The sequence below is a fragment of the Roseateles oligotrophus genome (assembly GCF_014204525.1).
Lineage (GTDB): Bacteria > Pseudomonadota > Gammaproteobacteria > Burkholderiales > Burkholderiaceae_C > Paucibacter_A > Paucibacter_A oligotrophus_A.
Genome location: NZ_JACHLP010000003.1, coordinates 151,935 through 174,585, shown reverse-complemented (window position 1 = coordinate 174,585; position 22,651 = coordinate 151,935). Strand labels below are relative to the sequence as shown.

Annotated in this window: 20 protein-coding genes; 13 read left to right on the top strand and 7 right to left on the bottom strand. The window is 66.2% G+C overall.

What is annotated here, in order from left to right:
• The first annotated feature begins 2 nt into the window (after positions 1 to 2).
• Positions 3 to 341 (top strand): P-II family nitrogen regulator, encoded by a 339-nt coding sequence (glnK, locus tag HNP55_RS08400; protein ID WP_184298182.1) that lies wholly within the window; start codon positions 3 to 5, stop codon positions 339 to 341.
• Positions 342 to 408: 67 nt separating this feature from the next.
• Positions 409 to 1,923: an ammonium transporter gene (gene amt, locus HNP55_RS08395; protein WP_184298180.1), complete on the top strand. Its 1,515-nt coding sequence runs from the start codon at positions 409 to 411 to the stop codon at positions 1,921 to 1,923.
• Positions 1,924 to 1,942: 19 nt separating this feature from the next.
• On the opposite strand, the gene HNP55_RS08390 is transcribed toward amt, so the two are convergent.
• A complete protein-coding gene (locus tag HNP55_RS08390) occupies positions 1,943 to 2,347 on the bottom strand; it encodes a response regulator transcription factor (protein ID WP_184298178.1) in 405 nt (134 codons plus the stop codon).
• Positions 2,348 to 2,462: 115 nt separating this feature from the next.
• Here HNP55_RS08390 and gshA point away from each other — a divergent pair, with 115 nt between their 5' ends.
• Complete coding sequence (gene gshA / locus HNP55_RS08385) at positions 2,463 to 3,758, top strand: glutamate--cysteine ligase (RefSeq protein WP_184298176.1); 1,296 nt, start codon at positions 2,463 to 2,465, stop codon at positions 3,756 to 3,758.
• On the opposite strand, the gene HNP55_RS08380 is transcribed toward gshA, so the two are convergent.
• Complete coding sequence (locus tag HNP55_RS08380) at positions 3,749 to 4,726, bottom strand: LysR family transcriptional regulator (RefSeq protein ID WP_184298174.1); 978 nt, start codon at positions 4,724 to 4,726, stop codon at positions 3,749 to 3,751. The two genes, gshA and HNP55_RS08380, sit on opposite strands and share 10 nt — an antisense overlap.
• 132 nt (positions 4,727 to 4,858) lie before the next feature.
• Here HNP55_RS08380 and HNP55_RS08375 point away from each other — a divergent pair, with 132 nt between their 5' ends.
• The 4 genes from HNP55_RS08375 (at position 4,859) to HNP55_RS08360 (ending at position 12,899) form a co-directional block, all read left to right on the top strand.
• Positions 4,859 to 7,816 carry a TonB-dependent receptor plug domain-containing protein gene (locus HNP55_RS08375; RefSeq protein WP_184298172.1) on the top strand — a complete coding sequence of 986 codons (2,958 nt, stop codon included), beginning with the start codon at positions 4,859 to 4,861 and terminating at the stop codon, positions 7,814 to 7,816.
• 123 nt (positions 7,817 to 7,939) lie between these two features.
• Complete coding sequence (locus HNP55_RS08370) at positions 7,940 to 9,973, top strand: S9 family peptidase (RefSeq protein ID WP_184298170.1); 2,034 nt, start codon at positions 7,940 to 7,942, stop codon at positions 9,971 to 9,973.
• Between the two features lie 73 nt (positions 9,974 to 10,046).
• The gene (locus tag HNP55_RS08365) at positions 10,047 to 11,930 is read left to right on the top strand and encodes a KUP/HAK/KT family potassium transporter (protein WP_184298168.1); all 1,884 of its coding nucleotides are present in this window, start codon (positions 10,047 to 10,049) and stop codon (positions 11,928 to 11,930) included.
• 3 nt (positions 11,931 to 11,933) lie between these two features.
• Entirely contained in the window at positions 11,934 to 12,899 is a 966-nt protein-coding gene (locus HNP55_RS08360; RefSeq protein WP_184298166.1) for a hypothetical protein, read from the top strand.
• 25 nt (positions 12,900 to 12,924) lie between these two features.
• On the opposite strand, the gene HNP55_RS08355 is transcribed toward HNP55_RS08360, so the two are convergent.
• From HNP55_RS08355 to HNP55_RS08345, 3 genes are read right to left on the bottom strand one after another with little or no spacing between them, the layout of a single operon-like run.
• Positions 12,925 to 13,287, bottom strand: coding sequence for a DUF86 domain-containing protein (locus HNP55_RS08355; RefSeq protein WP_184298164.1), 363 nt, complete (start codon positions 13,285 to 13,287; stop codon positions 12,925 to 12,927).
• Positions 13,284 to 13,574 carry a nucleotidyltransferase family protein gene (locus tag HNP55_RS08350; RefSeq protein ID WP_184298162.1) on the bottom strand — a complete coding sequence of 97 codons (291 nt, stop codon included), beginning with the start codon at positions 13,572 to 13,574 and terminating at the stop codon, positions 13,284 to 13,286. The genes HNP55_RS08355 and HNP55_RS08350 overlap by 4 nt, the downstream gene beginning before the upstream one ends.
• A 41-nt stretch (positions 13,575 to 13,615) precedes the next feature.
• The gene (locus HNP55_RS08345; RefSeq protein WP_184298160.1) at positions 13,616 to 14,386 is read right to left on the bottom strand and encodes a class II glutamine amidotransferase; all 771 of its coding nucleotides are present in this window, start codon (positions 14,384 to 14,386) and stop codon (positions 13,616 to 13,618) included.
• Between the two features lie 140 nt (positions 14,387 to 14,526).
• Here HNP55_RS08345 and HNP55_RS08340 point away from each other — a divergent pair, with 140 nt between their 5' ends.
• The 5 genes from HNP55_RS08340 (at position 14,527) to HNP55_RS08320 (ending at position 19,889) form a co-directional block, all read left to right on the top strand.
• Positions 14,527 to 15,702, top strand: a complete 1,176-nt coding sequence (locus HNP55_RS08340) for a benzoate/H(+) symporter BenE family transporter (protein WP_184298158.1) — start codon at positions 14,527 to 14,529, stop codon at positions 15,700 to 15,702.
• A 29-nt stretch (positions 15,703 to 15,731) separates the two neighbouring features.
• Positions 15,732 to 16,682 (top strand): glutathione synthase, encoded by a 951-nt coding sequence (gene gshB, locus HNP55_RS08335; RefSeq protein ID WP_184298156.1) that lies wholly within the window; start codon positions 15,732 to 15,734, stop codon positions 16,680 to 16,682.
• Positions 16,683 to 16,749: 67 nt separating this feature from the next.
• Positions 16,750 to 17,856 (top strand): S-(hydroxymethyl)glutathione dehydrogenase/class III alcohol dehydrogenase, encoded by a 1,107-nt coding sequence (locus tag HNP55_RS08330; RefSeq protein ID WP_184298826.1) that lies wholly within the window; start codon positions 16,750 to 16,752, stop codon positions 17,854 to 17,856.
• Between the two features lie 2 nt (positions 17,857 to 17,858).
• A complete protein-coding gene (gene fghA, locus HNP55_RS08325) occupies positions 17,859 to 18,695 on the top strand; it encodes an S-formylglutathione hydrolase (RefSeq protein ID WP_184298154.1) in 837 nt (278 codons plus the stop codon).
• Between the two features lie 6 nt (positions 18,696 to 18,701).
• Positions 18,702 to 19,889, top strand: a complete 1,188-nt coding sequence (locus HNP55_RS08320; RefSeq protein ID WP_348648679.1) for an MFS transporter — start codon at positions 18,702 to 18,704, stop codon at positions 19,887 to 19,889.
• Here the strand turns inward: HNP55_RS08320 and HNP55_RS08315 are convergent.
• On the bottom strand, positions 19,876 to 21,264 hold the full coding sequence (locus HNP55_RS08315) for a cytochrome P450 (protein ID WP_184298152.1): 1,389 nt from the start codon (positions 21,262 to 21,264) through the stop codon (positions 19,876 to 19,878). The genes HNP55_RS08320 and HNP55_RS08315 overlap by 14 nt on opposite strands.
• Positions 21,265 to 21,354: 90 nt before the next feature.
• On the opposite strand from HNP55_RS08315, the gene HNP55_RS08310 reads away from it, so the two are divergent.
• Positions 21,355 to 22,284, top strand: coding sequence for a helix-turn-helix domain-containing protein (locus tag HNP55_RS08310; protein WP_184298150.1), 930 nt, complete (start codon positions 21,355 to 21,357; stop codon positions 22,282 to 22,284).
• Positions 22,285 to 22,294: 10 nt separating this feature from the next.
• On the opposite strand, the gene HNP55_RS08305 is transcribed toward HNP55_RS08310, so the two are convergent.
• Positions 22,295 to 22,636, bottom strand: coding sequence for a hypothetical protein (locus HNP55_RS08305; protein WP_184298148.1), 342 nt, complete (start codon positions 22,634 to 22,636; stop codon positions 22,295 to 22,297).
• Between the last annotated feature and the right edge of the window lie 15 nt (positions 22,637 to 22,651).

The following is a 22,651-nucleotide window of genomic DNA, read 5'->3' as shown; positions in this document are numbered from 1 at the left end:
TCATGAAACTGATCACCGCCGTCATCAAACCCTTCAAGCTGGACGAGGTGCGCGAGGCCCTCAGCGCCATCGGCGTGCAAGGCCTGACCGTCACCGAGGTCAAGGGTTTTGGCCGCCAGAAGGGCCATACCGAGCTCTATCGCGGCGCCGAATACGTGGTGGACTTTCTGCCCAAGGTGAAGATCGAGGCGGCCGTCGACGACGCCGTGGTGGATCAGGTCATCGAAGCCATCGAGACGGCCGCCAAGACCGGCAAGATCGGCGACGGCAAGATCTTTGTGTCGCCGCTGGATCAGGTGGTGCGCATACGCACCGGCGAGACGGGCCGGGAAGCGCTGTAACTAGCGCGGCTCGCTTCTCATCGCTCCCCTCATCAAGATTCGCTTTCTCTTCCTTTTGGAGATCCAAATGAAGAAACTCTTTGCCTGTCTGGCCCTGGCGGCAGCGGTGCTGACACCCGCGGCCTGGGCCCAGGATGCCGCTTCCGCCGCAGCTTCCGCGGTCGCGAGCGTCGCCAGCGCGGCCGTGCCCGAGGCTCTGGCGGCCTCGGCCCCCGCGGCAGCGGCGCCTGCCTCCGCCCCGGTGCTCGTGCCGAACAAGGGCGACACCACCTGGATGATGTTGTCCACCCTGCTGGTCATCATGATGACCGTGCCCGGCTTGGCCCTGTTCTACGGCGGCCTGGTGCGCAGCAAGAATATGCTGTCGGTGCTGATGCAGGTGATGGTGGCCTTCTCGATGATCGTCGTGCTGTGGGTCTTGTACGGCTACAGCCTGGCCTTCACCGAGGGCAATCGCTTCATCGGCGGCACCGACCGGCTGATGATGAAGGGCATCTGGGACAACGTCGCCGGCACCTTTGCCAACGCCGCCACCTTCAGCAAGGGCGTGGTCATTCCCGAGATCGTGTTTGCCGCCTTCCAGGCCACGTTTGCGGGCATCACTGGCTGCCTGATCGTCGGCGCCTTTGCCGAACGGGTGAAGTTCTCCGCCGTGCTGATGTTCCTGGCCCTGTGGTTCACCTTCAGCTATCTGCCCATCGCGCACATGGTCTGGTTCTGGGCCGGCCCGGACGCTTACACCAGCGCCGCCGTGGTCGACCAGGTCAATAGCACGGCCGGCATGATCTGGCAGTGGGGCGCGCTGGACTTTGCCGGCGGCACCGTCGTGCACATCAATGCCGCGGTGGCCGGCCTGGTGGGCGCCTTCATGGTGGGCAAGCGCGTTGGCTACGGCAAGGAAGCCTTTACCCCGCACAGCCTGACCCTGACCATGGTCGGCGCCTCCCTGCTGTGGGTGGGCTGGTTTGGTTTCAATGCCGGTTCGGCCCTGGAGGCCAATGGCTTTGCCGCCCTGGCCTTCATCAACACCTTTGTGGCCACGGCCGCCGCGGTGCTGGCCTGGTCGGTGGGTGAGGCGCTGCACAAGGGCAAGGCCTCCATGCTGGGCGCGGCCTCCGGCGCGGTGGCCGGTCTGGTGGCCATCACGCCGGCGGCCGGCAATGTCGGCGTGGGCGGCGCCTTGATCATCGGCGCCATCGCCGGCTTCGCCTGCCTGTGGGGGGTGTCCGGCCTGAAGAAGCTGCTGGGTGCGGACGACTCGCTGGACGTGTTCGGCGTGCACGGCGTGGGCGGCATCGTCGGCGCCTTGCTGACCGGTGTGTTCAACTCACCCGCGCTGGGCGGCCCCAGCGCCGTCGGTGATTGGGTCACGGCCTCCATGATCACGCCCGATGCCTACTCGATCGCCTCACAGGTCTGGGTGCAGGCCAAGGCCGTGGGCGTGACGGTGATCTGGTCCTGCATCGTTTCGCTGGTCGCCTACAAGATCGTCGACCTGACGATAGGCCTGCGCGTGAGCGAAGAGGAAGAGCGCGAGGGCCTGGACATCAGCTCGCACGGCGAGACGGCGTATCACAAATAAGCCGGGCCGGCTCTTGTGTTCAGGGGGCCTCGGGATCTTCCGGGGCCTTCACCTTGTTGCGCAAGAGCAGTTCGGTCAGCTCCAGCAGCTTGGCGGGGCTGAAGGGCTTGGGCAGGAAGAAATTGGCGCCGGCCGCCAGGGCGCGGGCCTTGTTGTCCTGGCTGGCATCGGCGCTGAGGATGACGATCAGGATGGCGGCGGTGGCGGGGTCTTGGCGCAGCTGGCGGCAGACCTCGATGCCGTCGATCTCGCCGGGCATCATCACGTCCAGATAGATCAGGTCCGGCCTGATCGCCTGGGCCATGGCCAGGCCCAGGCTGCCGTTGGGCGCCTCCTGGACTTGATGGTCGGTTTCGGCGAGGGACCAGCAGATCAGGCGGCGGATCTCGGCCTGATCTTCGATGACGAGTATTTTCGATGCCATGCTTGAGCGGGGAGAAGGCTGGGATATTACTGCCGCGCCGGGGCTTGGCTTTGCCAGGAAAGACCCCAAGTGCAGACTCCTAGAATAGCTCCACCTCCCTTCACTGGCCCCCCCTATGGTCCCTCACCTCATCACCGCACTGACTGGCCCGATCAATGAACTGGAGCAGCGCGTGCTGGAGTCCATGCCGGCCATCGAGCGCTGGTTTCGGCTCGAGTGGATGGAGCACACACCGCCCTTCTACAGCTCGGTGGATCTGCGCAATGCCGGCTTCAAGCTGGCGCCGGTGGACACCAATCTCTTTCCCGGCGGCTTCAATAATCTGACGCCCGAGATGCTGCCGTTTGCGGTGCAGGCGGCCATGTCGGCGATCGAGAAGATCTGCCCCGAGGCCAAGAACCTGCTGCTGATCCCCGAGAACCACACGCGCAACAGCTTCTATCTCAGCAATATCGCGACCCTGATCCGCATCTTCACCCAAGCCGGCCTGAATGTGCGCCTGGGCAGCCTGGACGAAGCCATCACCGCCCCCACCGAGCTGGCCCTGGCCGACGGCAGCAGCCTGACGGTCGAGCCCTTGCTGCGCACTCGTGGCCGCCTGGGGCTCAAGGGCTTCGACCCCTGCACCATCCTGCTCAATAACGATCTCAGCGCCGGCATCCCGCGCGTGCTGGAGCATCTGCATGAGCAATACCTGCTGCCGCCCCTGCATGCCGGCTGGGCCCTGCGGCGCAAGAGCCAGCACTTCAAGGCCTATGAAGACGTGGCCAAGAGATTCTCCAAGCTGCTGGGCATGGACCCCTGGCTGATCAACCCGCTCTCGGTGCCGGTGGAAGGCCTGGATTTCAGCGAGGGCCAGGGCCTGGAAGCCTTGCAGACCCATGTGGACGCGGTGTTGAGCAAGACCCGCCGCAAGTACAAGGAATACGGCATCCAGGAAAAACCTTTTGTCGTCGTCAAGCCCGACGCCGGCACCTATGGCATGGGGGTGATGACGGTGCGCGATGCCAAGGAGGTGCTGGAGTTGAGCCGCCGCTGCCGCAACAAGATGAGCGTCAGCAAGGACTGCCAGGCCGTGCACCAGGTGCTGGTGCAGGAGGGCGTGGTGACGCACGAGCGGGTCAACGACGCCGTGGCCGAGCCGGTGGTTTATATGATGGACCGGTATGTGGTGGGCGGCTTCTACCGCATCCATGCCGACCGTGGCATGGACGAGAACCTCAACGCCCCCGGCGCCAGCTATGTGCCCCTGGCCTTCTCGCAGGCCTCCCAGCTGCCCCGCCCGGGCGAGAAGCCCGGCGCCAGCGCCCCCAACCGCTTTTATATGTACGGCGTGATTGCCCGGCTGGGCATGCTGGCCGCCAGCTATGAGCTGGAAGTCACCGACCCGGAGGCCGAGGTTTACGCCTGAGCTGACTCGCGCCGGACATAGTCCGCGGCGACCTGGTGCAGCAGCTGCTTGAAGCGTTCCACCAGCTCCGACTGCGGTTCGCGCAGATGCCAGAGCGCCAGGTCGGCCAGGCCCACCCTGGCCTCCAGCGGCAGGATCTTGACGACGCCTTGCTGGGCCGCCAGTCGCGCCACATGCTGGGGCATCATGGCCAGCAGGGGCAGGCGTTTCATCATGCTGAGGGCCAGCATGATGTCGCCGGTCTCGATCAGATTGCAGGGCGGCGCCAGCTCCAGTTCCTGCCACATGCGGTCCATCAGCTCACGCATGCGGGTGCCGGGCAGATGGCCCACCCAGGCCTGTTCATGCAGCTGCGCCCAGGCCAGCTGGCGCTGCTTGGCCAACGGGTGGATGCAGCTGATCACCACCACCTCGCGCTGCTTGAGCAAGACCTGACCCTCGATATCGGGCGGCATTTCGATCGGCGGCACACGCGCCAGCACCAGATCGCGCCGGCCTTGGCGCAGCTCGTTGATCAGGTCGCTGAGCGCATGGGTGCGCACGCTGATGGTGACCAGGGGGCGCTCCTGCTTCAGCAAGGCCATGGCATCGGGCAGGAGCTGGGGCAGGGCGGCATTGGTGGCACCGATCTGCAATTCGCCGTGGGTGCCGCGCACGATGGAGGCCACATCTTCGCTGCCGCGGCGCAGGTCCGACTCCAGTTTGCGGGCCAGGGCGAGCAGCCTTTCACCCAGGGCTGTGGCATGAAAACCGCGGCCTCTTCGCGCAAACAGGGTTTGTCCTAGGCCTTGCTCCAGCTCGGCCAAAGACTTGCTGACGGCGGGCTGGGTGACGTGCAATAACTCCGCCGCTGCGCTGATGCTCTTCCCCTCATACAAGGCCAGGACCAGACGCAGATGGCGCAGGCTCAGGCGCCGCGCGACGAAGGCCTCGGCCAGTTGGGGATCGGCGGTGGGGGAACTCGACATAACCATCGGAATACTCTAGCAAACCAAATGTCATAAATCCCTTTTCATGGCCTCTTAATGTGCGGGCTTCGTTTGCGACCCGGACTTGTTCGGGCGCAGCAAATATCAGCAAGGCATCCATACAAGGAACCCATGAAGCATCGCCACAATCTCTTGACCCTGGCCCTGATCAGCTGCTGCGCCACGGCATTCGCGCAAGAGGCGGCCACGCCTGCCAAGATCGAACGGGTCGAGGTGACCGGCAGCCTGATCAAGCGCGTGGACAAGGAAACGCCCTCGGTGGTGCAAAGCATCTCGCGTGAGGACATCCGTAAATCGGGCTACGCCAGCATCGAAGAGATGCTGCGCACCGTCAGCGCGGTGGACAGTTCCTCCATCGGCGACGGCGCCAGTTCGGGCTTTGTCTCGGGCTTGTCCACCGTCTCGCTGCGGGGCTTTGGCTCGCAAGGCACCTTGACCTTGGTCAATGGTCGCCGCCTGGCGCCCGCCGCGGCGGTGGACGTCAACTTCGGCCGTGGCAATCTGGTCAGCGTCAACACCATCCCCAAGGGCGCGGTCGAGCGCATCGACATCCTGAAAGACGGTGCCTCGGCCATGTATGGCTCCGACGCCATGGCCGGCGTCGTCAACTACATCCTGCGCAAGGACTATGTGGGTGGTGAGTTGGGTGGCAGCTATACCGTCAACCACGATGGCGTGGGCGGCACCAAGTCGGCCAATGCGGCCTTCGGCTTCGGCAATCTGGGCACCCAGCGTTTCAATATCTACGGCGGCCTGGAGGTCAGCAAGCGCGATCGCGTCATGGCGACCGAGCTGCGCAACCAGGGCAATCAGGCCTTGGCCGACCAGGTGCTGAACCTGGACGGCAGCCTGTCCCGCTTCGCCCCCAGCTCGGTGGCTTCGCCCTATGCCAATTACTACCGCGTGCCCGCCAGCCTGTCCGGCCGTACGGTGATTGACGGCTATAGCGTCGCCAACAACAGCGCTTCGGGTGTGAATTTCCTCGGCAGCCTGGCCGGCTGCCCCGATGAGATGCTGGTCGGCAAGGGCCTGCCCCAGCGCCTGCCGGGCTTCTTGCCCGCCGGCACCGGCACCGATTACGGCACGGCCAATATGCCCAAGGGCATGTGCCGCTACGACCTCGACAGCGCCACCGAGATCATCTCCAAGCAGGACCGTATCGGCGGCTCGCTGCGCGGCAGCTTCGCCTTGAGCAAGGACCTGACGGTGTATGCCGACGTGATGCTGTCCAAGACCACGACCGAGTCCCTGTCGGCGCCGCGCGCCCTGACCACCAGCTTGTTTACCCAGAGCACCGCCAAGAATGCCGTGCAATGGCCCAAGCTGGATGGCTCGTTGCAGAGCTTCCCGGCCCTGGTGCTGCCGGTGGGCCACCCGGACAACCCGACCAACGGTCTGGCCAAGCCCGAGGCCGTACAGCTGCTCTATCGCTTCGCCGACATCCAGCGCAGCGACACCACCGAGCTGCAAGCCTCACGCTTCACCCTGGGCGTGGAGGGCACGCTGGGCGATTGGGACATTGACAGCGCCCTGCTGTACAGCAAGCAGGACATGAGCCGCATCCGCGGCAATGAGCTGCGTGCCTCCCTGCTCAGCAAGGCCATTGCCGACAAGACCTACCGCTTCGGCAAGCCCAATGACGCGGCGGCCATCGCCAGCGTGGCTTCGGACGCGGTCATCGACGGCAAGGCCAGCATCGCCTCGGTCGATCTGCGCGCCAGCCGCCTCTGGTTCGAGATGGCCGGTGGCAAGGCCGGTGTGGCCCTGGGCGCCGAGTTCCGCCGCGAGACCCTGGAGTCGGCGCCCAATGAGGCCTATCAAAACGGCGACTTCATCGGCCTGGTGGCCAATGGGGCCTCGGGCAGCCGCAACTCCACCGCGCTGTTCGGCGAGTTGAGCCTGCCGGTGCTGAAAGACCTGGAGGTGCAGGCCGCCCTGCGCGCCGAGCGCTACAGCGACTTCGGCAATGCCAATACCGGCAAGCTGGGCTTCAAGTGGATGGCCGTGCCCTCGGTGCTGCTGATGCGCGGTACGGCGGCCACCGGCTTCCGTGCGCCCTCGATCTCGCAGATCGGCAAGTCCTACGCCTCGTCCTTCACCTCCTTCTCCTCCTATGCCGTGGTGGACGCCCTGCGCTGCGACACCAGCAATCCCGCCAAGCCGGTCAGCAAGGCCGACCCGGCCAATAACCGCGATTGCAATGTGCTGGGCTTCAGCTCGCGCACGCCCAACCCGGGCAGCCTGGCCAGCACCATCGCGGCCAATCCCGACCTGAAGCCGGAAACCTCCAGGTCCGCCACCCTGGGCCTGGTGTTCTCGCCCAGCAAGGCGGTGGATCTGAGCCTGGACGCCTGGTATATCGAGCGCCAGAACGAGATCCGCAGCCAGCGCGCGGTCGACATCATGGAGGACGCCAACCGCAACCCCACGGCACCTAACGCCTCCTTGGTGCGTGACCCCAATCCGCAGACCTGGCTGCCCGGCGTGCCCAATAGCGGCCCCATCCTGATGGCGGTGCGCCAGTACGGCAACTACAACTGGACCAAGACCGGCGGCCTGGACTATGACCTGACCGTGCGCTTCCCCGACACCGAGCTGGGCCGCTTCAAGCTCAAGGTCGACGGCACTTACACCCGCCGTTACGACTACAAGATCCTGGACAGCAGCGACGTGGTCTACGCCGCGGGCACGACCAATTCGGACATGCCCAAGACCAAGGTCAAGCTGACGCTGAACTGGGAGGCCGCGGACTGGGACAGCTTTGCCCGCATCTCGCATTCCGACGGCCTGAAGCGCTCGACCACCGACACCTGCCTGAGCTCGACATCGGCTTCCAACACCTTGCTGCGTGGCAATGGTTATTGCTACAACACGCCGCAGCAGTCGCTGGATCTGGGCACCACCTATCGCGGTTTCAAGAATGTGACGCTGTCGGCCACGGTCTTGAATGTGATGGGCACCTATGGCTTCAGCTCCGGCGTGCCTTCGGTGTTCAACTACTACGACCAAGGCGCGACCGATCAGCTGGGCCGCCGCTACACCATCAGCGCCAACTATTCTTTCGATTGAGTGATGGCGAGCGCCGCTGCCGGGTCAGCTCGGGGTGGCCGTTGATGCAAAGGGTCAATGCCTGGGGCGTTGGCCCTTCTTTGATTGGGGCAGCCGCGCGCTGCGCCGGAAATTGAGTCGCGCATGAAGAAGTATCAAAAATCCCTGAGGATCTGGCTGGCTGCGGTCTCGCTGCTGGGTGCCGCGCTGGGCCCGGCTTTGGCGCAGGAGCGCCGCCTGGAGCCTGGCGCCAGCCTGGTGGCCGATGGGATGCCGCCGCTGTTTCAGCCCAGCCGCCCGGCGGCCAAAGAAGCGGCCAGCCCGCGTTTTGTGGATTGGCATCTCCTGCGACGGGAGATGCTGGTGCTGGCGCAAGTCGGCGGCCGCCAGCAGCTGCATCTGCTCAAAGCAGCGGGGGCCAAGCCGCTAGTCTTGACGGAGGGGCGGGATGCCGTGGCCCAGGCCAGCTGGGAGCCCGAGCGTGGTGAGTATCTGGTCTTCAGCCGCGACCAGGGCGGCGACGAGGCCTACCAGCTCTACCGCCTGAGCCCGGCCGGGGAGGGCGAGCCCCTGGCTCAGCCGCTGAGCCTGAGCGGTAGCGAAGGGCGGGTCAGCGACTATCAGTTCCTGCCCAAAGGCCGCGGCCTGGTTTATCTGTGGGAGCGCTTGAACCGCCAGTCCGAGGCCGGAGCCAAGGCGGCAAAGCCCTTGAGCCGGCTGATGTGGGTGGACCCCGATCAAAACCCGGCCCGCCCGCGCGAGTTGGCGGCGGTGGAGGGAGGGCGTTTCACCGAATTGGCCGTCAGCCCCGGCGGCAGCATCGTGATCAAGCGCACCGTGCAGGGTCGCAGCCAGCTGCTGCGCTACGAGCTGGACGGCAAGCCCGGCCGGCCGCTGGGCGCGGTCGAGGCCAGGGCGGAGGACGATGCCGAGGAGGCCCCCAAGCTGGCCTCGGCGCCGGCCGCCGACGCGCTGTGGCGCCGCCAGGCGCTCAAGTCCGACTACCGTCATCTGGTCCGCCTGGACCTTGACAGCGGCCAGCGCCAGCCCTGGCTGACGCAGATGCACTCGGACCTGGAGGCGCTGGCCGTGCCGCCCCGCGCCGACGGCCGCCCCCTGGCCTTGCTGAACAACGAGCAGGGCATCTCGGTGCTGCGCCTCTTCGATCCCCTGCAGGCCCAGGCCCAGCCGCACCGCATCGCCGGCCAGTTGCCGGCCGGCGTCATGCGCAATCTGCGCTGGCATGGCAGCCTGCCCCTGCTGGGCTTCGAGCATGCCTCGGCGCAGAGCCCGGGCCGCATCTATGCCTACAACAGCCAGACCGATGAGTTGCAGCTCTGGGCCGGCCACGAGGGCGCGGCTGGCGGGGTGGAATACGCCAGCCTGCAGTGGACGAGCTTCGACGGCCAGGCCATCTCCGGCCTGCATATCGCACCGCCGGCGCGCTTCAGCGGGCCGCGGCCGGTCTACATCAGCATCCACGGCGGGCCGTCCGCGCAGTCGCGGCCGGGCTATCTGTCGGGGCTGCTGCGGCAGTTGGTGGAAGAGCTGGGCATGCATGTGATCCTGCCCAATGTGCGGGGCTCGGACGGCTTCGGCCAGCGCTTTCTGAACCTGGACAACGGCCTGCGCCGCGAGGACTCGGTCAAGGACATCAGCGCCCTGCTGGATCTGATCGCCACCCGCAGCGATATGGACGCCGGCCGCGTGGTGGTGGCCGGCGGCAGCTACGGCGGCTATATGTCGCTGGCGGTGGCGACCCATGAGTCCAAGCGCATTGCCGGCAGCATCTGCCGGGTGGGCATTGCCAATTTCGTGTCCTTTCTGGAGAACACCGAGAGCTACCGGCGCGACAACCGCCGCGCCGAGTACGGCGACGAGCGCGACCCCGCCATGCGGGCCTTTTTGCAGCGCATCTCGCCGCTGGCCCGGGCCGGCGAGGTGCGCAAGCCCTTGTTCGTCGTCCATGGCCGCAATGACCCGCGGGTGCCTTACGGCGAGGCCCAGCAGATGGTGGCCGCGGTGCGTGCCGTGGGCACGCCGGTCTGGTTCTTGAGCGCCGAGGACGAGGGCCATAGCTTCACCAAGGCCAGCAACCGCGAATACCTGAACCAGGCCACGCTGGAATTCGTGCGTCGCGTGCTTGGCAACAACAGTTTGCAAACCGGCAATTTCTGATGCAATGCAGCAAACGAGGGGCAAAATAGCTGTTTTGGCTTGAGCGGGCTCTACGGGGCCCGTCTGCAATCACGTGAGTTCCAATAACACGCCTCAATCCAAATCGGCCCTGGCCGGTTTGACCCTGGGTGCGCTGGGCGTTGTCTATGGCGACATCGGCACCAGTCCGCTCTACGCACTCAAAGAAGTGTTCCATGGCGGCCATGTAGCCCCTACGGCCGACAACATCCTGGGCGTGCTCTCCCTTTTGTTCTGGACGATGACCACCATCGTCTCCGTCAAATATGTGCTGCTGATCCTGCGCGCCGACAACAACGGCGAGGGCGGCTTGATCGCCATGCTGGCCCTGGCCACCAATGCGGTGAACGACAAGCCGCAGCTGCGGCGTGGCCTGCTGCTGGTGGGGCTGTTCGGCACCGCCATCTTCTACGGCGACGCGGTCATCACCCCGGCCATGACGGTGCTGGGCGCGGTAGAAGGCATCGACGTCTACCAGCCCCAGTTCCATGACGCCATACTCCCACTGACCCTGCTGGTGCTGGCCGGCCTGTTCGCCGTGCAGCGCTTTGGCACGGGCGGCATAGGCCGGGCCTTCGGGCCGGTGATGGTGCTGTGGTTCGGCGCCCTGGCGGCGCTGGGCCTGCCCCACATCCTGGACAACCCCCATGTGCTGGTGGCCGTCAATCCGGCCTATGCCCTGGCCTTTTGCCTGGCGCACAAATGGGTGGCTTTCGTGGCCCTGGGCGCCGTCGTGCTGGTGGTGACGGGCGGCGAGGCGCTGTACGCCGACCTGGGCCATTTCGGCCGCAAGCCCATCCGCATCGCCTGGTACGGCGTCGTCATGCCCGCCCTGGTGCTCAATTACTTCGGCCAGGGCGCCATGCTGCTGGACAACCCCGAGGGCGTGAAGAACCCCTTCTTCCTGCTGGCGCCGGACTGGGCCGAGATCCCGCTCTTCCTGCTCGCCACCTGCGCGGCCATCGTCGCCTCGCAAGCCCTGATCACGGCGGCCTTCTCGGTCACCAAGCAGGCGGTGCAGCTGGGCATCCTGCCGCGCATGCGCATCCTGCACACCTCGGTGCGCGACACCGGCCAGATCTATGTGCCCTTCGTCAACTGGGGCCTGTTCGTCTTCATCGTGCTGGCCGTCGTCTTGTTCGGTTCTTCCAGCAAGCTGGCCGGCGCCTACGGCATCGCGGTGACCATCGATATGACCATCACCACGGTGATGACCTTCTTCGTCATCCGCCATGGCTGGAAGTACCCGCTGCCTCTGTGCCTGCTGGCCACCGGCTTCTTCTTCGTCATCGACCTGACCTTCCTCGCCTCCAATATGCTCAAGCTGTTGGCCGGTGGCTGGTTCCCGCTGATGATAGGCATAGGCATGTTCACGCTGATGCTGACCTGGAAGCAGGGCCGCCGTCAGCTCAGCAACAAGCTGCGCGAAGACGCCATCGATCTGAAGAGCTTTCTGGAAGCCATCTTCGTCAATCCGCCCACGCGGGTGGCCGGCACCGCCGTCTTCCTGGCCGCTGAGGCCGGTGTGACGCCCAATGCCTTGCTGCACAACCTCAAGCACAACAAGGTGCTGCACGAGCAAAACCTGTTCGTCACCGTCAAGCACCACGAAGTGCCCTGGGTCGGCTTCGACAAGCGGGTGCGCTACGAGCCCCTGGGCAATGACTGCTGGATGGTGAGCCTGAACTTCGGCTTCAAGAACGAGCCCGATGTGCCCGAGGCCTTGAAGCTGATGAAGCAGCATGGCGTGCATCTGGACGAGATGGAGACCAGCTACTTCCTCTCGCGCGACATCGTCATCCCCACGATAGGTTCGGGCATGGCCTTGTGGCGCGAGAAGCTGTTCGCCAGCATGCACCGCAATGCCGCGGCGGCCGCCGACTTCCTGCACCTGCCCACCAACCGCATCGTGGAGCTGGGGTCCAAGGTCGAGATCTGATTCATGCGGCGTTTGTTGGCGTCCGTGCTGCTAAGTTTTTGCGTTACGGGTCAGGCCCGAGCTGTGGCCGACCCGCTGACTGTCGAGATCCAAGCCAAGGACGCCCAGCGCTTTGCTGCTGTGTTTCTGGCGGCTGAGGGTCGGCCCAGTGCCGAGCAGTTGCAGCGCGGCTATCTCGACCAGGCCGGGCCCGGTGTGGCGGTCTTCATGCCCGGCCGCATTCAGGATGCGCAAAACCTGGCCCGTGTGGTGGCCAGGCGGGGCCAGCATTACCGCTATGCCATCGAGCATTGCCTGCCGCAGCTGCCTTCCCTGACCGGCGATTTACGCGCCATCTACCTGGCCTTTGCGGGCTTGCAGCCCGAACGGCCTTTGCCCGAGATCCAGGTGATTTTCGGTGCGGGAAACTCGGGTGGCACGGCCTCGGCGGAGACGCATGTCCAGGCCCTGGCCCTGGAGGTCTTGTGCCCCGTGGGCACGACGCCCGAACAGTTCCGCACCACTCTGCGCGGCTTTTTCGCGCACGAGACGGTACACACCTGGCAGAAAGACGCCACGCCCGCCCAGCGCCGCGATCCCATGCTCTGGGCCGCGCTCAATGAGGGCCTGTGTGATTACCTGGCCAGCTTGGTCACCGGCCAGGTGCCCATGCCCGAACGGGGTGCCTGGGCCAGGGCGCGCGAGGCGGTGCTCTGGCAGGAGTTTCTACGCGATGCACAGACGGTCAAGGCCGGCACGGACGCTCAGGGCGAGATGAACCCGGCGGCAAGCAAAACCTGGCACCGCTGGTTTGCCAACGCCGGCAGCGCGCCGCCAGACTGGCCCAGCGAGGCCGGCTACTGGGTGGGCATGCGCATCGCTCAAAGCTATGTGGCCCGTGCCGCCGACAAGCCTGCCGCAATACGCCGATTGATCGACCTGGACGATGATTTGGCAGCGCTGCTCAAGGCCAGTGCTTATGCCCCCTGAATTGCCGGTGGGCTTGAACTTCCTGTCAGGACGCCGCGTCGGCATCCCGGCGCAGGACGGGCAGTTGCTTGAGCAAGTTGGGTAGTGCTGCTTGCACGGTGTCCCACACCACATCGAGGTTGATGTCGAAGTAGCCGTGGGCGATGCGGTTGCGCATGCCACGCATATTGCGCCACGGCACTTGCGCATGGGACTGGACGAACTCGTCATGACTCTCCATCACTTTCGTGGCGGCCTCGCCAATGATGACCAGACTCATGATGACGGCTTGCTGGGTTCGCTTGTCCCTGAGGAAATCTTCCTTGGCCAGGCCTTCCACAAAGCAGCATGCATCGCTTGCTGCCTGTTGCATATGGCCGAGATAGTCGGCCAAGCGGCTGTCGCTCATACGGGCTGCGCTTCCGCGAGCACCTGGGCCCGGAACTTTGGCGGCAGGTCGCCGGGTGTGAGCAGATCGACAGAGAGGCCGAGCAGTGACTCCAGCTCGACTTGCAGGCCGCCCAGGTCCAGCAGGGTCGCGCCGGGCAGGGCGTCGACCAATAGATCAAGGTCGCTGCCGTCCTGGTCGGTGCCATGCAGCACCGAGCCGAAGACGCGCGGGTTCACGGCGGGGAAGCGGCCCACCGTTTCGCGTACGGCAGCTCGTTTCATCTCAAGCACGATGGACGGTCGCATGGCATCCCTTGTTGCGGAACTTTTCAGGATGATAGGCAATCTCAGCCCAGATCCTCGCTGCGCCAGCCCTCGGCCGTCAGATGCACCAGCGTGCCCTGCGGGATCAGCTCCCAGCCCTCGTGGCCGTCTTCCAGCGGCTCGGAGGCGATCACCTGACCCTGCTCGCCGTGGCGGTGCAGATACAGCGTGGGCGCATGCAGATCGCTGGAGAAGCGGAAGGCGTGGACGGCCTTGCCGTCGGCCAGCGCGGCGGAGAAGCGCAGCGGCTGGCTGATGCGCAGCACCTGCATCATGGCCTGGGTTTCGTGCAGGACCTGGCTGACCGCCTGGGCGATCGTCTCACCCCTCTCGATGTGGTTGACGATCATCAGGAAGAGCAGCTCGGAATCCGTCGCGCCCTTGCGGTGGGCGTAGAGGTGGTCGGGCAGGCGCGACTCCAGGCTGCGGCGCAGCTGGCCGTAGCCACCGATCTGGCCGTTATGCATGAAGAGATAGGGGCCGTAGTGGAAGGGGTGGCAGTTCTGCCGCGCGATGCCGGTGCCGGTGGCGGCGCGCACATGGGCGAAGAAGAGGCCGGAGCGCACATTGCCGCACAAGGCCAGCAGGTTCTCGTCCGACCAGGCCGGCATCACCTCGCGGTAGATGCCCGGGTGCTCGCGCTCGCCGTACCAGCCGATGCCGAAGCCATCGCCATTGGTGACGGCCTTGGCCTCATCGGCCCGCAGCGATTGCCGCACCAGGGAATGGCGCGGCGTACAAACCAACTCATCCAGAAAAATGGACGGACCCAGATAGGCGAGGAAACGGCACATGGCCCCAGTTTGCGCGCGAGTTGGCAGCCGCTGACTCCGTAGAAATGCGATGTTTCGGCCGCTTCTCGACCTTTTTCACGAATCACCTCCGATTGCCCCTCGCGCAGTCCGTTTCGCGGGCCTTGGTTATGCTGCCTGCCATGACAGCGCACAAGACTTGGCTCAGCGAGCTTTCCATCTCCGCCGTGGTCGCCGGCTTTGTGGCCGTGCTGGTGGGCTTCACCAGTTCGGTGGCCATCGTCTTCCAGGCCGCCCAGGCCCTGGGCGCCACGCCCGCCCAGAGCAGCTCCTGGATGTGGGCCCTGGGCCTGGGCATGGGCGTCACCAGCCTGGGTCTGTCGTTGTGGAGCCGCCAACCGGTGCTGACGGCCTGGTCCACCCCCGGCGCGGCCTTGATCGCGGCCACCGCCGGCCTGCCCATGGCGCAGGCCATCGGCGCCTTCCTGGTCAGCAGCGCCTTGATCGTCCTGTTCGGCATCACCGGCTGGTTCGAGCGCCTGATGGACCGCATTCCCCTGGCCGTGGCCTCGGCCTTGCTGGCCGGTGTTCTCGCTCGTTTTGGATTGGACGCCGTGTTGACGCTGGGCACGGCGCCCCTGCTGGTGCTGGCCATGGCCCTGGCCTATCTGCTGGGCAAGCGCTGGTGGCCGCGCTATGCCGTGCCCGGCGTGCTGGCCGTGGGCGTGGTGGTGGCGGCGCTGCAGGGCCGTTTGCACTTGGGCGCGGTGGACTGGGCCTGGGCCCAGCCGGTCTGGACCACGCCCGCCTTCAGCCTGGCCGCCTTGATCGGCGTGGCCCTGCCGCTGTTTCTGGTCACCATGGCCTCGCAGAATCTGCCCGGCGTGGCCGCCCAGCGCGCCTCGGGCTACCAAACGCCGGTTTCACGCAGCATCACGGTGACCGGTCTTGCTGGCCTGGTGCTGGCACCTTTTGGCGGCTATGCCTTCAATCTGGCCGCCATCACCGCCGCCATCTGCATGGGCCGCGAGGCGCATGAAGACCCGCAGCGCCGCTATCTGGCCGCGGCTTGTGCCGGCCTGTTCTACATCGCCCTGGGCCTGGCCGGTGGTGCCGTCGTGGGCCTGCTGGCGGCCTTCCCGCGCGAGCTGGTCGCGGCCATCGCCGGCCTGGCCTTGCTGGGCACCATTGCCGGCGGCCTGAGCAGCGCCCTGGCCGAGGCCAAGCACCGCGACGCCGCCATGCTGACCTTTCTGGTCACGCTCTCGGGCCTGACTCTGCTGGGCATAGGCTCGGCCTTCTGGGGCGTGGTGGCGGGCACGGTGGCGCTATTGGTGCAACACTTGCGCAGCCGCTGAAATTTGCAAACTTGAGAAACCCAAACGCCATGATTCTGCTCTTCGTCGCCGACCCCATCGAGACCTTCAAGACCCACAAGGACAGCACTTTCGCCATGATGCGCGAGGCCGCCAAGCGCGGCCATGAGATCTGGGCCTGCGAGGTGGGCGATCTGGTCTGGCGCTCCGGCGGGCGCGTGGTGGCGCGCAAGGCCCGAGCGCTGGCGCTGACAGGCGACGCCAAGGACTGGTTCACCGTGCTCGCGACGCAGGAGCTGGTGCTGGCCGAAACCGGCGCCGTGCTGATGCGCAAGGACCCGCCTTTCGACAGCGAGTACTTCTACGCCACCCATCTGCTGGGCCAGGCCGAGCGCGAGGGCGCGCGCGTCTTCAACAAGCCCGCGGCCTTGCGCGAGCACCCGGAGAAGCTGGCGCTGATGGAGTTCCCGCAGTTCTGCCCGCCGACCCTGGTGACGCGCTCCGCCGAGGTGATACGCGCCTTCCATGCCGAGCACCGTGACATCATCCTCAAACCCCTGGACGGCATGGGCGGGGCGGGCATCTTCCGTGTCGGCGCCGACGGCCTGAACCTGGGCTCCATCATCGAGACCCTCAACAAGAATGGCGCCGAGACCGTGATGGTGCAGCGCTATCTGCCCGAGATCCTGCAGGGCGACAAGCGCGTGCTGGTGATCGGCGGCGAGGCCGTGCCTTTTTGCCTGGCGCGCATTCCGCAGGGCGGCGAGGTGCGCGGCAATCTGGCCGCCGGTGGCAAGGGGGTGGCCCAGCCCATCAGCGAGCGCGACCGCGAAATCGCCGCGGCCCTGGGCCCCGTCCTGGCCGCGCGCGGCCTGCTGCTGGTGGGCCTGGACGTGATAGGCGGCAGCCTCACCGAGATCAATGTCACCAGCCCCACCTGCTTCCAGGAGATCACCGATCAGACCGGCTTCGACGTGGCCAAGATGTTTGTCGACGCGCTGGAGCGGGCCTTGCTGGCTTGAGAGCGGCCGGCCCGCGTTTATGCTGCCCCCCATCCCCTCTTTTGAACACCTCCGGAGTCAACGCATGATCAAAACCCGCGCAGCCGTGGCCTGGAAGGCCGGTGCCCCCTTGACGATCGAAGACGTCCAGCTCGAGGGCCCGCGCGCCGGCGAGGTGCTGGTGGAGGTCAAGGCCACCGGCATCTGCCATACCGATTACTACACCCTCTCCGGCGCCGACCCGGAAGGCATCTTCCCCGCCATCCTGGGCCATGAGGGTGCGGGCATCGTGCTGGAGGTGGGCGAGGGCGTGAGCTGGCTCAAGCCCGGCGACCATGTGATCCCGCTCTACACACCCGAATGCCGCCAGTGCAAGTTCTGCCTCTCGCGCAAGACCAATCTCTGCCAGGCCATCCGCCCGACCCAGGGCAAGGGCTTGATGCCCGACGGCAGCTCGCGCTTCTCCATCGCCGGCCAGCCCATCTTCCACTACATGGGCACCTCGACCTTTGCCAACCACATCGTCGTGCCCGGCATCGCCCTGGCCAAGATCCGCGCGGACGCGCCCTTTGACAAGGTCTGCTATATCGGCTGCGGCGTCACCACCGGCGTGGGTGCGGTGCTGTTCACCGCCAAGGTGGAGGCGGGCGCCAATGTGGTGGTGTTCGGCCTGGGCGGCATCGGCCTGAACGTGATCCAAGGCGCCAAGATGGTGGGCGCCGACAAAATCATCGGCGTGGACCTGAACCCGGCACGCGAGAAGATGGCGCGCGACTTCGGCATGACCCACTTCATCAACCCCAAGGAGCATGCGAATGTGGTGGACGCCATCGTTCAGCTGACCGATGGCGGGGCCGACTATTCCTTCGAGTGCATAGGCAATACCCAGGTCATGCGCGAGGCGCTGGAGTGCACGCACAAGGGCTGGGGCCGTTCCATCATCATCGGTGTGGCCGAGGCCGGTGCCGAGATCAGCACCCGCCCCTTCCAACTGGTGACCGGCCGCAAATGGGAGGGCAGTGCCTTCGGCGGCGCGCGCGGCCGCACGGACGTGCCCAAGATCGTCGACTGGTATATGGACGGCAAGCTCAAGATCGACGAGTTGATCACCCACAAGCTCAAGCTGGAACAGATCAACGAAGGCTTCGAGCTGATGAAGCGCGGCGAGTCCATCCGCTCGGTGGTGGAGTTCTGATCATGGAAATCCTGTCCAGCCACACTTGTTTTGGCGGCCAGCAGCTGTTCTGCCGCCATGAGTCGGCCGAGATCGGCCTGCCCATGCGCTACGCCTTGTTTGTGCCGCCCGAGGCCAAGGGTTTGCTGGTCTTTCTGGCCGGCCTGACCTGTAGCGAAGAGACCTTCACCATCAAGGCCGGCGCCCAGCGGGTGGCGGCCGAGCTGGGCCTGGCGCTGCTGATGCCCGACACCAGCCCGCGCGGTGCCAATCTGCCCGGCGAGGCCGAGAGCTGGGACTTCGGCGTCGGCGCCGGCTTCTATCTCGACGCCACGCAGCAGCCCTGGGCCCGGCACTGGCGCATGGAGAGCTATCTGACCGAGGAGCTGCTGCCCGAGGTCCTGGCGGAGCTGGGCCTGCCGGCCGAGCGGGTGGGTATCTTCGGCCACTCCATGGGCGGCCACGGGGCCTTGACGCTGGCCCTGCGCCATCCGCAATTGTTCCGCTCGGTCTCGGCGTTTGCGCCCATCGCCGCGCCCAGTCAATGCGCCTGGGGCAAGAAGGCCTTCGGCGGCTATCTGGGGGCGGATACCAACACCTGGGCCGAACATGACGCCAGCGAGCTGATGAAGCGCCAGACCCGCCCACCCTTCCCTGCAGGCATCCTGATCGACCAGGGCATGTCGGACAAATTCCTGCTGGAGATGCAGCTGCTGCCCGAGGTCTTCGAGGCCGCCTGCAAGTCTGTGGACCAGCCGGTCACGATGCGCTGGCACAAGGGCTATGACCACGGCTACTACTTCATCGCCAGCTTTATGGAAGACCATCTGCGCCACCACGCCGCTCAGCTGCTGCGGTAAGTTCACGTGAGCCGCTTCACCACCCTGCGCAAGATCCCCGGCGGGGTCTGGGCGCTGGGCTTTGTCAGCCTCTTGATGGACATCTCGTCCGAGATGATCCACAGCCTGCTGCCCCTGTTCATGGTGGGCAGCCTGGGGGCCAGCGCCCTGACCGTGGGCCTGATCGAGGGCCTGGCCGAGGCCACGGCCCTGATCGTCAAGGTGTTCTCCGGTGCCCTGAGCGACTATCTGGGCCGCCGCAAAGGCCTGGCCTTGCTGGGTTATGGCCTGGGAGCGCTCAGCAAGCCCTTGTTCGCCGTTTCCGGCGGCCTGGGCCTTTTGGTGTCGGCCCGCCTGATCGACCGGGTGGGCAAGGGTGTACGCGGCGCGCCTCGCGATGCCCTGGTGGCCGACCTGGCGCCGGCCGAGCTGCGCGGCGCGGCCTTCGGCCTGCGCCAATCGCTGGACACCGTGGGCGCTTTTCTGGGGCCTTTGATCGCCGTGGGCCTGATGCTGCTGTGGGCGAATGATTTTCGTGCCGTGTTCTGGGTGGCGCTGATCCCTGGCCTGCTGTCCGTCGCCCTGCTGGCCCTGGGTGTGAGAGAGCCGGATGCCACCGGGAAGCCGGCGCGCGTCAATCCCATTCGGCGCGAAAACCTGCGCCGCCTGAGCCCCGCGTTCTGGGCGGTGGTGCTGATCGCGGCCCTGTTCACCCTGGCCCGCTTCAGCGAAGCCTTTCTGGTGCTCAAGGCCCAGCAGGTCGGCGTGGGCCTGGCCTGGGTGCCCTTGGTGATGGTGGCCATGAATGCGGTGTACGCGGCCTCGGCCTACCCTTTTGGCAAGCTCTCGGATCGCATCAGCAAGCCGGCCCTGCTGGCCCTGGGGCTGCTGGTCCTGGCGCTGGCCGATCTGGTGCTGGCCGCCAGCCAGCACTGGGCTTCGCTGCTGTTGGGCGTGGGCCTGTGGGGTCTGCATCTGGGCATGACCCAGGGCCTGCTGGCGACCCTGGTGGCCGACACCGCCCCGGCCGATCTGCGCGGCACGGCCTACGGCTTCTTCAATCTGGTCTGTGGCCTGGCGCTGTTACTGGCCAGCGCTGCGGCGGGTTGGCTGTGGGACGCTTTTGGCGCCGCCAGCAGCTTTTACGCCGGCGCCGGCTTTTGCCTGCTGGCCTTGCTGGCCCTGGCCTGGCGCTACAAGATCAGGCGCGTTTGATCAGCCGCAGCCGCAGCGGCTGATGCGGCCGCAACGTGATATTGAGCGTGGGCCGGGGTGGCTCGCTGCCGGGCACGGGCACTAGCCGATAGCGCTGCAGCAGCAGCGCGGCGATCAGCGTGATCTCGGTCAGCGCGAAATGCTGGCCCAGGCAGACCCGCGGCCCGGCGCCGAAGGGCAGATAGGCACCCCGCGGGATCTCGGCCGCCGCGGGGCCGAAGCGTTCGGGCCTGAAGGCCTCGGGCGCGGGGAACCAGCGCGCATCGCGGTGCATCAGATAGGGCGTGATGCGCAGCATGCTGCCCGCAGGCAAGTGCCAACCCGCGATGTCCATCGCTTTCGTGCTCTTGCGGGTCAGCAAGGCCGGTGCGGGCGGGTAGAGACGCAAGGCCTCCTTGATGGTCTGGCCCAGAAAGGGCAGTTGAGCGATGTCTTCGACGCCGGGCTTGCGGCCGCCCAACTGGGCGTCGACTTCGGCCGCTGCCTGCGCGGCGGCCTCAGGGTGGGTGGCCATGCACCAACCCCACCAGGTCAGGGCGCCGGCGCTGGTTTCGTGGCCGGCCAGAAAGGTGGTCATGCATTCGTCGCGCAGCTCGCTATCGCTCAGGGGCTGGCCGTTTTCGTCCTGCAGCTTGAGCAGCATATCGAGCAGGTCGGGCTTGTCTGCGCCGCCGGCGGCGATATGGGCGCGGCGCGCCGCAATCTGGCCTTCGATCAACTGGTTCAAGACCTTCAAGGCGCGGCGCTTGGGCGCTTTCCACGGGGCCCATAGCGGCGCGCTGGCGGGCCAGAACATCTCGCGATAGGCGATCACGCTGAGCGTGCGCAAGGCCTGCTCGGCCGCGCGGGCTTGCGGCCCCGCATGGCTGCTGAACAGGGTGCGCAAGATAACGTCCATGGTCAGCTGAGTCATGGCGTGTTCAAAAGGCATATCGGCTTGGGCCTGCTGGGGCCAGGCCGCCAAGGCCTCTTCGCCGGCCTGCACCATCAGTGTGGCGAAGGCCGCGACCCGCTTGGGGGCAAAACCCGGCTGCAGCATGCGGCGCTTGCGGGCCCAGGCCTCGCCCTCGGCGATCAAGACGCTATGGCCATGGGCCGAGGCCATGCACTCGATGCCGCGCTCCCAGCGGATCAGGCCTTCGTGCGCGGCCACCAGCAGCTCACGCACCTGCTCGGGGTGGAAGAAGCTGTAGTCGCGGTACTGCGCCAGCCGCATATAGACCACATCACCATGCTGGCGCTGCTGCGCTTGCAGAAAGCCCAGATAGTCCGGCCCCATGGCGCGCAGCTCGGGCAGGCCGAAGAAGCGGCAGGGTGGGCCGGGGGGCAGGTCTTGCCTGGCGGGCTGTGTCTTGGTTTTGCTGAGCGAGTTCATGCCAGCCATCCTGGCCGCCAGGGCGGCGCCTGTCTTGAACGAAAACGACATGGCCGCGCGGCCAAGCCATGCTTCTACACTGGCGTCATCATGCATGCCGAAATCGAACGCCCTGTCGGCCCGGTGGATCTGGGGGATCCCTGCATCCACCCGCTGACGCTGGCCCGCCTGATCCCGCCGCGCCTGAGCCTGGGCGCTTGCTTGCGCGGCTTTATGGTGCGTGATCTGCGCGCCGCGCCCGGGCTGAGCCCGGCACAGCGCAGCACCTGGTTCCCGGTCTCGCCGGTCTGCACCATCAGCTGGTTTCTGCAGGGCCAGTGCGCCGAGGTCTTGTGCGCGCCGGGCGAGGAAGAGGCCGAACAGGAGCGCGGCCTGCGCTTCCTGCCCGAGCAGCCCTTTCTGGCCGGCCCGCACAGCCGGCCCGCCAAGTTCCGGACCTTTGGCCCTGGCCATAGCTTTGTCGCGGTGCTGATGCCCGATGCCTTCAAGCTGCTGACCGGCCTGGACCTGCAGCAATGCCAGGACTCGGTGCTGTTGCTGAGCGAGCACCTGGACGCCGATTGGCAGGCCATGGCCGCGGCCGTGCAGACGGCCGCCGATGATGCGGCACGGGTGCGAATCTTCGAGGACTTTTTGCAGCCGCGCTGGCAGCGCGCCCGCCTCGAGGGTGGCCATGAGCTACCGCGTTACCGCGACTGGATGGAGGCCCTGGCCGTGCGCGCCATCGCCGCGGGCAAGGGGCGCAGCCTGCGCCAGGTGGAGCGCCGCATCAAGCAGTGGAGCGGGCAATCGATGCGCCAGCTGCAATCGCTGAGCCGCGCGGAGCAGAGCTTTTTCCGCGTCCGCGAGGCGCTGGAGCGCGGCCAGGTGGTGTGGACCGATCTGGCCTATGCCTCCGGCTATGCCGACCAGGCCCATCTCTGCCGCGAGACCCGCCGCGTCACCGGCTTCAGCCCCGAGGCCTTGCGCCAGCGCATCGAAACGCAGGAGGCGTTCTGGGCCTATCGGATCTGGAGTTAGGGCGGGGCTTTCACCAGCTCATTCCCCATTCGACCCGGACATGGGGTTTGAGTTGCAGTTCGCAGAACTTGACTCGTTCATCGTTGAAGGACACACGCAACAGCTCCTTGGCAGCGCTTGATTCGATTTCCCAGCCGCTTGCCATCACCGAGCTCAGGCGCACTCGCAACAGCTCCCCCTGCCACCATTCGAACGAGAACTCCGCCTCATCCGGCGCGATGGTGGCAATGATTCTGTCCATGCCCCGCTGGGTGCTGAATCTGGCGCCGTAGTACCAGCCTTCGGAGTGGACCCACTCAGGCTCCGTTTCGAAGAACAGCACATAGTCGAGCAAGTCAGGGCGATCGGCCATGATTCATCGGGTAGT